At 38.5% G+C, this 11,746-nt stretch carries 8 protein-coding genes and 2 pseudogenes; 2 read left to right on the top strand and 8 right to left on the bottom strand.

Annotated features, from left to right (window positions below; genetic code table 11):
• From EXE29_RS16545 to EXE29_RS17945, 3 genes and pseudogenes are all read right to left on the bottom strand, one after another.
• Window positions 1-1,101 (bottom strand): annotated as a pseudogene (locus EXE29_RS16545) (hypothetical protein); the annotation flags it as partial.
• 141 nt (window positions 1,102-1,242) lie between these two features.
• A complete protein-coding gene (locus tag EXE29_RS16540; protein ID WP_120365066.1) occupies window positions 1,243-1,554 on the bottom strand; it encodes a hypothetical protein in 312 nt (103 codons plus the stop codon).
• A 413-nt stretch (window positions 1,555-1,967) separates the two neighbouring features.
• Window positions 1,968-2,033 (bottom strand): annotated as a pseudogene (locus EXE29_RS17945) (hypothetical protein); the annotation flags it as partial.
• Between the two features lie 244 nt (window positions 2,034-2,277).
• Between EXE29_RS17945 and EXE29_RS17795 the strand changes: the two are divergent.
• On the top strand, window positions 2,278-4,146 hold the full coding sequence (locus EXE29_RS17795) for a hypothetical protein (RefSeq protein ID WP_228198834.1): 1,869 nt from the start codon (window positions 2,278-2,280) through the stop codon (window positions 4,144-4,146).
• Window positions 4,147-4,183: 37 nt separating this feature from the next.
• Here the strand turns inward: EXE29_RS17795 and EXE29_RS16530 are convergent, their stop codons facing one another.
• The 5 genes from EXE29_RS16530 to EXE29_RS16510 all read right to left on the bottom strand — a co-directional run bounded on the left by EXE29_RS16530 (window position 4,184) and on the right by EXE29_RS16510 (window position 9,444).
• Entirely contained in the window at window positions 4,184-5,335 is a 1,152-nt protein-coding gene (locus tag EXE29_RS16530) for a helix-turn-helix transcriptional regulator (RefSeq protein WP_120365067.1), read from the bottom strand.
• 245 nt (window positions 5,336-5,580) lie between these two features.
• Window positions 5,581-7,215, bottom strand: coding sequence for a chaperonin GroEL (gene groL / locus EXE29_RS16525; RefSeq protein ID WP_117007939.1), 1,635 nt, complete (start codon window positions 7,213-7,215; stop codon window positions 5,581-5,583).
• Between the two features lie 60 nt (window positions 7,216-7,275).
• Window positions 7,276-7,566, bottom strand: a complete 291-nt coding sequence (locus EXE29_RS16520; RefSeq protein ID WP_005008328.1) for a co-chaperone GroES — start codon at window positions 7,564-7,566, stop codon at window positions 7,276-7,278.
• Between the two features lie 179 nt (window positions 7,567-7,745).
• Complete coding sequence (locus EXE29_RS16515) at window positions 7,746-8,525, bottom strand: metallophosphoesterase family protein (RefSeq protein ID WP_120365068.1); 780 nt, start codon at window positions 8,523-8,525, stop codon at window positions 7,746-7,748.
• Window positions 8,506-9,444, bottom strand: a complete 939-nt coding sequence (locus EXE29_RS16510; protein ID WP_120365069.1) for a diacylglycerol/lipid kinase family protein — start codon at window positions 9,442-9,444, stop codon at window positions 8,506-8,508. The genes EXE29_RS16515 and EXE29_RS16510 overlap by 20 nt, the downstream gene beginning before the upstream one ends.
• A 411-nt stretch (window positions 9,445-9,855) precedes the next feature.
• Between EXE29_RS16510 and EXE29_RS16505 the strand changes: the two genes are divergently transcribed.
• A complete protein-coding gene (locus EXE29_RS16505; protein ID WP_120365070.1) occupies window positions 9,856-11,685 on the top strand; it encodes a phosphoenolpyruvate carboxykinase (GTP) in 1,830 nt (609 codons plus the stop codon).
• Window positions 11,686-11,746 lie beyond the last annotated feature (61 nt).

The raw sequence follows: 11,746 nt of genomic DNA, 5'->3' as shown, positions 1-11,746 counted from the left end.
CGCTGTTTCAACGGAAGCTTCTTGACGTAATGCAGTTGCCGTATCCGCTGTGGCTTTATTGGCAGAAGCTAAAGTTGCTTTATCTCCATCGGTAACGGCTTGATTTACACGTCCTGTTTCTACTAAGGCTTCTTGACGTAAAATTGCAACCTGATTATCTGTATATGTATTTACACCAATAAGAGAATCACGCAACAAACCATTTACTTGACCTAAATTAACTGCTTGATGATCATCAACAGCATTAGCCAAATGATTGATATAATTATTTTGAACATCAATAGTATTTGTTTTTAATGCCCCTTTTACTTGCAAATCACCAGCAATCAGCTCATTAATATTAGCGGTATTTATAGTTGCATTGCCATTAAGTTGCAAATCAGTATGGCCATTTTGACTATAAATATAACTACCATCCGATTGACCATTTTGATCCACAAATTGCACCATAGATGTATTTAAACCCCTCAAGTCCATCTGGTTAATTCCTGTTAAGGTACCATTTACTTGTAAATCACCTGTGGTCAGTTTACTTGCTGTTAATTCATTAATATTGGCTGTAGTTATATTTGCATTGCCATTAAGTTGCAAATCAGTATGGCCATTTTGACTATAAATATAACTACCATCCGATTGACCATTCTGATCCACAAATTGAACCGTAGATGTATTTAAACCCCTCAAGTCCATCTGGTTAATTCCTGTTAAGGTACCATTTACTTGTAAATCACCTGTGGTCAGTTTACTTGCTGTTAATTCATTAATATTAGCGGTATTTATAGTTGCATTGCCATTAAGTTGCAAATCAGTATGGCCATTTTGACTATAAATATAACTACCATCCGATTGACCATTTTGATCCACAAAAGACAAGCCTGTTGCACTCAAATCATTGACATTCATTCTGCTTACACCAGAAAGCGTGCCATTTACTTTCAAATTCACTGCTGTCAAATCAATAATCTCGGCTGTATTGATTGATGCATTACCATAGAGTTGTAAATTGGTGATACCATTTTGGCTATAAATATAACTACCATCTGATTGACCATTTTGATCCACAAAAGATAGGCCAGTTGCACGCAAATCGTTAATATTCATTTGGCTTACACCAGAAAGTGTGCCATTAATTTGTACATTATTTGTTATTAATGTCCCATTAATATTTGTATCATTTAAATTAGAAGTCCCAGATACAGTATTATCTCCAGATAAATATAAATTTGTTAGACCATTATAATATTAAATCGCACTTCCCGCATAATTCCCATAATCATCGGTAAAATACACATTTTGAACAGTTTGGGTCACCGTGTTTTGCGATGTGCTAGATACACCTCCATTAACATTAATAGTATTAGCTGTAAGGTCATTAGCATTAATTAAATTCGCTGCTATTAATCCTGATGAGTTTATGTTATTTACAGTCAGCTCTGGTGTCTGAATATAGTTAGGAGCTATTACATCATCTTGCACAGTAGCATTTGCTATACCTGCATAGCCATAGATAATATAGAAAATAGAAGCTGTTAGGGCTGTATATTTATATTTCATAAGGCTCACCTTTCTTGACATTTAGTTTTTATTCAAGAAAGAATCCTATACTCAACAATGTTCCGTAATACATCCCCATTTAAGGATATTTTTATTTTAAATAATCTTTTTAAAGCTTTTTTTTCAATACAATTTCATAACCATTAGTAAAAAAAAATTTATAACCCCTATCAACAAAACAAAATTTTAAAAAATAAGTATATTTTTTAAAATTTCTTTTTACTAACTTGTAACGTATTTTCATAACATAAATAAATTTTAAATATAAAAAATCCCCGCATTTGCGGGGATTTTTTTGTTTAATCCAAATGTATTTACGGGTAATTATTTACCGCCAAATACATAAGAAAGACCTACACGACCACCAACTTCGCTACCACCAGCAACACCAATTGCAGCGCTAAGTGAAGTACGGCCATCACTATAATAGCGAGCACACCTGCAAAAATAGGACGTTCAATAAAAAATTTTGACAGCATAGAACAAGATCACTTTCTGGTGGCGATTGGGCTTAAACACGCAATATTTTTCTTCAAATTAACATAGGCGAGTGGATCTTACGTGACTGAAAATCAAAAAATTATACTTTTTCACAAAAATATTGTTTTTTCTTCATTTTTTCTCACAGATTTTTGTGTTTACCCTCCCAATTTTGGGATAGCTCCTAAACTCATCTAATTTCTATACTGCAGATATGACAATTTGAATAACAAGGAATTCGTGATGAAAAAAACTTTATTATGCTTAACTTTAGCAGGCTTACTGAGTGCATGTGGCGGTTCAGACAATGATTCTGGTAGTTCTGCTCCCCCACCTTCAAGCTCCCTAAAAACTGGGATACTGACCGATGGACCTGTGAGTGGCGCAACGTATACAATTAATGGCGTTTCTAAACGTACAAATGCTCAAGGGGAGTTTGAATATCAAGAAGGTGATGAAATCACTTTCCATATCGGAAATATTGAAATTGGCACAGTAACTGGTGCTGATCGTATTACCCCTGTGGAGTTAGCCGATGATGTAACAACACGAACAAATTTACTTATTTTTTTACAATCTTTAGATTCTGAGGGTGATCATGACGATGGTATTCAAATCCCTGACTCAGTGAGTCAACTCCCTGCAAACTCAATTGACTTCTCTAAACCAACAACAGAATTTATTACAAGCTTTCAACCTTTTCTACAAACAATAGAAGTTTTTAAAGATAAAGTCGTAGTTAGCGCAACAGAAGCACAAGCTAACTTTAACAAAACACTCCTCAAAGATATCGTTGGGGTTTGGTACGCAAAAAATGCTGAATCAGAAATCGTACTTCAAGTAACCTCAGACGGGAAATACCTGATTGGCGAACCTATTGTTAGCTCACCATCTGATAGTGCGAATGGCATGGAGTACGGTGAGTTATCGGTGAATGCTGTTGCTGGAGATTTATGGGCGCAATCTTCAATTGATACAAATGAAGATTGGGGCTTAACTGATTCTGGAAAAACACGTGATATGAAAATATCATTTGATGGTACACAGTTAAAAATTTCTGAAGCTCAAAACCCTAATGAAAGTGCAACATTTACTAAAGTCCCTCAAAACAATTCGAGCATTGCAGGTGCTTGGAACTCAAGTTCAGGCAAGCAACTATTTGTTTTCAATCCGGATAATAATACCTATATCATGGTTGATGCTGTTGGGGACGATCAAGTGGAAGTTGGAGAAACGCCTTGTGGTGGACCAGGTATCGAATATGGTAAATATCGTGTTCAAGATGGAAAGTTATTCGTAGATAATATCCTGATCGATACAAATGGCTGTGCAGGCTTATCTGACAATAGTGCAAGCTCAAGCTCAGGTCTACCAGTCACGGTTAATACGACATCACTTACACTCCACGAACCAAATGAAGGTACATTTATACTCACAAGACCCAATATAGAAGGTACTACCACAAGTAGCGCAAGCCAATTCTATAAAGATATTGCTGGAACTTGGGAAATTGGACGCACCAACACATCTGCTGTTTTATTACATATTTTACCCGATGGACGTTATGCGCTAGGTGAAGCAGATGAAGCTGATGTAACGGGGCAACCTGGTATTGAAATAGGACGACTAAATTGGAATGCTTTAACTTCAGCACTGAGTCCAGAGATCTCACTCGATACAAATGGTGACTACGGGCTTTCACATCCTGACAATGATGGTCATCACCGCTTAAGTTATAACGGTACAGATCTAGTGCTGACCGATGTAGGAAGTAATAGCACCTATATTTTAACTAAAGTAAAACAATCATCAGGTCTAGTCGGCACTTGGCAATTTAATCAAACTCACTTGTTTGCTTTCTTTGACACAGGATTCTATTTCTTGTTAGACACCGAAGGTGATTGCGATAACCCAGGAATTGAATATGGTAAATATTCAATAACATCCAATACACTTGCCGTAACAGAAGTGTTATATGACACCAACGGTTGCGGTGGATTACATGACACTTCGGATAGCACTAAAGTTAATGCAACTTATAGCATCTCCGGAACAAGCCTAACCTTGCATCCGCAAGGCGAAGACACTTTTACCCTACAACGTAGTAACTAAAATACTCAGAAGTAGCTTAAGCCCGACTTAGGCTGCTTTAACCAATATGCTCAAAATGAATGGTACAGCCCATTAATAAATGCATAAGTTCAATCTGCGAGTTGCATTGGGTTTTTTCATAAATATTTTTAAAATAAGTGCGCACCGAACTGAGGGTAATTCCACAATGTTCAGCGATTTCTTCTAACTTACAACCATTCAACAACAACTCACACAGCTCAAACTCACGTTTAGACAATTGATAAGCTTGCTGCAAATAGGCTTTTGACAAGGCGTAGAGTTGATGTTTATCGGTCAGAAATACCGCTATTTGATGTTGTCCTGCATCTTGATGCTGCATATTTTTTAATTTAGAAAAAGGCACGATAGTCAGCATTAATTCTCGTCCTTTCAGATCTGACAAAGCCAATACACCGCCTACATATGCATTTAATGCAGACTGTCCTAATAAGGCTGAATTTAATAATTGATCTAAACGACTTTGATCATAAGCATGGGTTTTTAAGCGATTATACAAATCCAAATCTAAACATGAATCGTGTTCAATCATGCTTTGAGCTAAAGGGTTTGAATAAGTCAAACTCAGCTGATGATCAAGCAAAATTACACCTGTTTTTAAATGATCGAGCACACTATACAAACTTAAATTTTCTTGTTTAACCAAACTAAACTGACGATGGATTTGTAAAGCACGGCGCAAATGCACCCCCAATTGCTTTAAAAAATCCAACTCTTTTTGTTGATACGGCGCTGCATCAGGCGCACGGTGTAACCCTAAAACCGCCCAGCGATGTGATCCTTGATCAAGCAAAACAGCGGATATATAACTGATTCCCGTTGGATTCAAACAGCGTTCATAAAAGATATATTCATCACTTTCAGGGTTTTCCCCATAATGCGATAAATCCGAGCTCGCTACTTGCCCCACACCCGAATTTTCCCACAATACTCGGTGTAACTGCATGTCAATCACGCGAATCCGCTCATCACGATAGGCATGCAAAGCTTCATCTGGAATATTGTGACTAAATAAAAAATCGTAACTTGGGCTAAATTGGTCTAATGCAGTAAAAATAGCGGTTTTGCTATTGGTATATTTGACGATTTTTTCAATGACTTGTGGCCATAAACTGACGTCGATAGCTGCATCGTAAATACTGCCAATAATTTCATGCTCTCGATCATTCATTCTTATCCCCTAGCTACTATGTTTATTTAATCATTTGTTTTTATTATTATTCTGATTAGCATAGTCGGTTTTTTACTCAAAAAAAAGCATTTTAAATATCTATTTCACATTAAATTTCCCGATTGAACAGGGCTTTGCAATTTTCACAATAAAGGTTTTCTTTTATACAACTTTATTGAATAAACAATAAAAAAACCCCGTATTAAAAATACGAGGTTTTTTTGAACTTTATGGAAGATGATGTATTACATCATGCCGCCCATACCACCCATTCCGCCCATGTCAGGCATTGCTGGTTTTTCTTCTGGGATTTCAGTGATCATACATTCAGTCGTCAACATTAAGCCCGCAACAGATGCAGCATGCTCAAGCGCAGAACGTGTTACTTTTGCAGGGTCAAGAATACCCATTTCAAGCATATCGCCATATTCAGAAGTTGCAGCGTTATAACCGTAGTTACCTTCACCGTTCTTCACAGCATTGATTACTACAGATGGCTCATCACCAGCATTGGCTACGATTTGACGAAGCGGAGCTTCGATTGCACGACGAAGAATGTTGATACCTACGTTTTGGTCATCGTTAGCACCAGTCAGACCATCAAGTGCAGATGCAGCACGTACCAGTGCAACACCACCACCCGCAACAACACCTTCTTCAACCGCAGCACGAGTTGCGTGAAGCGCATCATCCACACGGTCTTTCTTCTCTTTCATTTCAACTTCAGTTGCAGCACCAATTTTGATGACTGCTACACCGCCTGCTAATTTAGCTACACGTTCTTGAAGTTTTTCTTTATCGTATTCTGAAGTTGATTCTTCAATTTGCGCACGGATTTGAGTTACACGCTCAGCGATTTGAGCAGCATTACCAGCACCATCAACAATTACAGTGTTTTCTTTAGAAACAGTTACTTTATGCGCTGTACCTAAATCTTGAAGAGAAGCTTGTTCAAGTGACATGCCAACTTCTTCAGAAATCACAGTCGCGCCAGTTAAAATCGCGATATCTTGAAGCATAGCTTTACGACGATCACCAAAACCTGGTGCTTTAACCGCACATACTTTGATAATACCGCGCATGTTGTTCACTACAAGTGTAGCCAACGCTTCGCCTTCAACATCTTCAGCGATGATAAGAAGTGGTTTACCTGTTTTAGCAACAGCTTCAAGTACAGCAATCAATTCACGGATGTTGCTGATTTTTTTGTCTACAAGAAGGATGAATGGGTTTTCAAGTTCTGCAGTTAACGTATCTTGTTTGTTTGCAAAGTACGGGCTGATATAACCACGGTCAAACTGCATACCTTCTACAACGTCAAGCGAGTCTTCGAAGCCTGAACCTTCTTCAACTGTAATTACGCCTTCTTTGCCTACTTTTTCCATTGCTTGCGCAATTAAAGAACCCACAGTTGTATCAGAGTTCGCAGAGATCGAACCAACTTGCTCAATCGCTTTAGAGTCAGAAGCTGGTTTAGCTGTCGCTTTAATTTCAGCAACAACCGCTTTAACTGCGATGTCGATACCGCGTTTAAGATCCATTGGGTTCATACCAGCAGTTACTGATTTGATACCTTCGTTTAGGATTGCTTGAGCAAGTACAGTTGCAGTTGTTGTACCGTCACCCGCGATGTCATTGGTTTTTGAAGATACTTCACGTACAAGCTGAGCACCCATGTTTTCAAACTTGTCTTTTAGCGTAATTTCTTTTGCTACAGAAACACCATCTTTAGTGATGTGTGGCGCACCGAAAGAACGGTCGATGACAACGTTACGGCCTTTAGGACCTAAAGTTACTTTTACTGCGTCTGCAAGTACGTTTACGCCCGCGATCATTTTTGAACGCGCTGAATCACCAAATTTTACGTCTTTAGCTGACATGGTTTACTCCAAAATTTTTAATATATTTTTCAAATCGAATTCGGTTTGAGAGATCTAAACTTAGCCTTCAAGTACAGCTAAAATGTCAGATTCTTTCATCACAAGAAGTTCTTCACCTTCAACTTTTACTTTAGTGCCCGCATAAGCACCAAAAAGTACGTTATCACCTACTTTAACGTCGAGTGCGCGTACACCGTTGTCTGTTACTTTGCCATTACCCACTGCAATGATTTCACCTTGAGCTGGCTGCTCAGCAGCAGAAGTACTCAAGATTAAACCGCCAGCAGTTTTAGTTTCTTTCTCAACACGGCGGATAACAACGTTGTCATGTAAAGGACGAATCTTGCTCATTTCTAGCTCCATAGACATTTAAAAATGTCATTGATTACGATGTGAAGATGACTTCTTATTCCTAGGTCATCGACAAAATTTTGATATGACACTTTTGTGGGGATGGAAAAATCTGCTTCAAGGGCTAAAATTAAAAAAAGTGCTTTTTTTGTAGATTTTTTATGCAGTTTCAATCTTTTCTAAATTAAAGCTTCTAATTGTTGCGATAAACAAAACTGTTGGCTGGCCATATCAAAGACATAAGCTTGCATATTTCCGTGCATATCAAGAGTATTAAAACTATTGGCTAAACCATGATGTAATCGATGTGATGTCGCCGTTCCTGCATGAATCTCCCAAATAGGATGATCACAACCCAACTGATAAATTTGATTTAAATCATAGCGCGCTGCTTGATGTAAATGCCCATGCAATAGCCCATTTAATCCATTTTTAGCCCAAGTCTGTAAAGCCATTCGCCCGAGCACAGGACAATCTTTCAACGCTTCTTTCTCTTGTGGCGGTATATAAAATGGCTGATGTGCAACCACGTATTTAAGCTTTTGCTGTGGCGCTTGCTTAAGCAATTGATCCACTTCTGCAATTTGCGCCAAAGAAATATGTCCACGTGTATGGTAACGTCGACGGATGCTATTTACCCCAACAATCATGAAATGTTCTGTTTCTAGCGTTGTTTCCATATTGCCAAAAAAAAGTTGATAACGCGCAAATGGACTAATAAATCGATTCCACAAATGAAATAGCGGTATATCGTGGTTTCCAGGCACCACCAAATATGGACGCTTTAAACTCTCTAAAAATTGCTTACAAGCATAAAATTGCTGAAAACGTGCGCGCTGGGTTAAATCCCCACTCACAACAATAAGCTCAGGTTGATGCAGGGCACAAAAATCACCTAAGGCACGTATACATTCGGGTTGCTCTGTCCCAAAATGTAAATCAGAAAGATGAACTAACATTAGGCACCATAATCTTTAAGGCATGTTTATGTACCTTTATACATAAAGGTGGATATAACTCTTTAAGTTCCCCATCGACAGCCACGGTTAGTTTTTTACTATTTGCATGTATTTTGACTTCATCTGCAGCAAAGCTATAAACATCTGGAGTATGTTCTAGGTTGCCACGAATCAGTTGCCACAGCATTTTAAACAAGCTGAGTTTATCGCTCTTAGCAACCACTACGCCTGCGACTTTGCCTAAAGCAGCCTGTTTTGCAATTTTTAAATTTAGATCTGCCAACTGTAGCTGATTATTACCAAAGAAAATCAGCGGTGTTTTAACAGGATAATAAATAGTATCCACTTCAATCTGTAGTTTTAATTCCTTGCGATCACGAATTAATACATCTAAGCCCGAAGTGTATGCATGTACTGGAAAGCGCCCAAAACGTTGATTATAAATTTCACGTTTTTTTATAAATAAAGGATATAACCCCAAACTCGCATTATTTAAATAAATATGGTTATTAATGCTGGCAACATGCGTTTCACGAATTAGCCCCTGCACAATAACTTCTGCAGCCTGTTTTAATTGCAGTGGTATATCCAACACACGTGCAACATAATTAAATGTACCTAAAGGCAATATTCCCATTGGAATTGACGTACCCATTAAGTATTGCGCAACAGCATTTAAGGTGCCATCTCTACCCGCAACCACCACAACTCCATGATTATCAAGTTGTTGATGACGCGCTAACACATGCGACATGAAATTTGCAAAGTTTCCAAATTCACTAATTTCAAATGACTGTATTTCAAAATCATGCGCCGAGAAAATATGCAATATTTCCTCATATCCATCTTCTTTTTGATTGGCATGAAAACCTGAATTTTGATTATATATAATGGATAAAGGTTTCGTTTGTTTAGACATTTTTTATACGTCTCAACCCTGAATATTATTATTTTGTAGAATTTATCAACAATTAATAGCACCTTTATGTAAAATTCGAATTACCACCATTTATTTAATCAATAATATTTCCCAATTACAAAGCAAGTACAAGCCATTGTTTTATATGGTTATACATAAAATAAATAATACCCATTAAAACAAAAAATATGATTAAAAAATAATTAAAATTACACAAGATATTGTTATTTAACAAAATAAATCATAAATAGCATTATCTACCAAATAAAATCTACCACTTCTTTAGTCTTATTTTTTTTATGAAATTATGCTTTAATAGCGCCACTTTTTTTAATATTTCATCTGCGCATTGTAACCCTTTGCACAGATTAGACTTTGTACAGTTTGTACACACTTTAGATAGGCCTCACCATGACCCAAGTGAACGCACCAGAATTCGTTCGTCACCCTAAGCTTATTGCTTGGGTGGAAGAAATTGCAAAATTAACCAAACCAGCAAAAATCGAATGGTGTGACGGTAGCGCAGAAGAATATCAACGTTATATCGACTTGATGATCGCTAACGGCACAATGCAAGAACTTAACCAAGAAAAACATCCTGGTTCTTACCTTGCTAATTCTGATCCTTCTGACGTTGCTCGTGTTGAAGGTCGTACTTATATCTGCTCTGAAAAGCAAGAAGATGCTGGCGCAACAAACAACTGGGAAGCTCCAGCTGAAATGCGTGCTCGTCTTAACGGTTTATTCGACGGTTCAATGAAAGGTCGTACTTTGTACGTAGTACCTTTCTCTATGGGTCCTTTAGGTTCTCATATTGCTCACATCGGTATCGAACTTACTGACTCTCCTTACGTTGCTGTAAGCATGTCTAAAATGGCTCGTATGGGTAAAGCTGTTTATGACGTACTTGGTACTGATGGTGAATACGTACCTTGCGTACACACTGTTGGTGCGCCACTTGCAGAAGGCGAAAAAGACGTTGCTTGGCCTTGCAACCCTGAAAAATACATCGTTCATTACCCAGAAACTCGTGAAATCTGGTCTTACGGTTCTGGTTACGGCGGTAACGCATTGTTGGGTAAAAAATGCCTAGCTTTACGTATTGCTTCTTCAATGGGTCGTCAACAAGGTTGGTTAGCTGAACACATGCTGATCCTTGGTGTGACTAATCCACAAGGCGAAAAACACTACATCGCAGCTGCATTCCCATCTGCTTGTGGTAAAACAAACTTTGCAATGTTGATTCCACCAGCTGGTTATGAAGGTTGGAAAATTGAAACTGTAGGTGACGATATTGCTTGGATCAAACCAGGTGAAGACGGTCGCTTATATGCAATCAACCCTGAAGCTGGTTTCTTCGGTGTAGCGCCTGGTACAAATACTAAGACTAACCCGAACTGTATGGCTACTCTTCACAAAGACGTTATTTATACAAACGTTGCTGTGACAGACAATGGCGAAGTATGGTGGGAAGGTCTTTCTAAAGAAGCGCCTGCTAACCTTACAAACTGGAAAGGCCAACCGCATACTGGCGCTGAAAAAGCTGCTCATCCAAATGCGCGCTTCACTGTTGCTGCTGGTCAATGCCCTTCTATCGACGCTGACTGGGAAAATCCAGCTGGTGTGCCAATTTCTGCGTTCATCTTTGGTGGTCGTCGTGCAGACACAGTGCCTCTAATTTCAGAAGCATTTGACTGGGTTGACGGTGTTTACAAAGCTGCAACTATGGGCTCTGAAACAACTGCCGCTGCTGTTGGTCAACAAGGTATTGTTCGTCGCGACCCATTCGCGATGCTTCCTTTCGCTGGCTACAACATGGCTGACTACTTCTCTCATTGGTTAGAAATGGGTGAAGAAGTTGCTGCTAAAGCAGAAGCTGCTGGTAACAAACTTCCAGGTATCTACAACGTGAACTGGTTCCGTCGTGATGCTGAAGGCAACTTCGTATGGCCTGGTTTCGGTCAAAACATGCGTGTTCTTGAGTGGATCATTGACCGCTGTGAAGGTCGTGCTACTGCAATTGATACACCAATCGGCCGTGTACCAACTTACGAACAGTTGAACTGGACTGGTTCAGACTTCACTAAAGAACAATTTGACCTTGTTACTTCTCAAGACAAAGATCAATGGATCAAAGAACTTGAAAGCCACACTGAATTGTTCAACAAGTTAGGTGACCGTTTACCAGCTGCGCTTAAAACTCGCCAAGACGAGCTTTTAGCTGCTGTTAAATCTGCTTAATCATTTAAGCGATTAAAAAAAAGACCGCTATATGCGGTCTTTTTTATTTTCTTAGATTAGC

Source organism: Acinetobacter sp. WCHAc060006 (genome assembly GCF_004209135.1).
Classification (GTDB): domain Bacteria; phylum Pseudomonadota; class Gammaproteobacteria; order Pseudomonadales; family Moraxellaceae; genus Acinetobacter; species Acinetobacter cumulans.
Note: the sequence above shows the minus strand (reverse complement) of the source record. Positions and strands in the feature narration are given on the sequence as shown.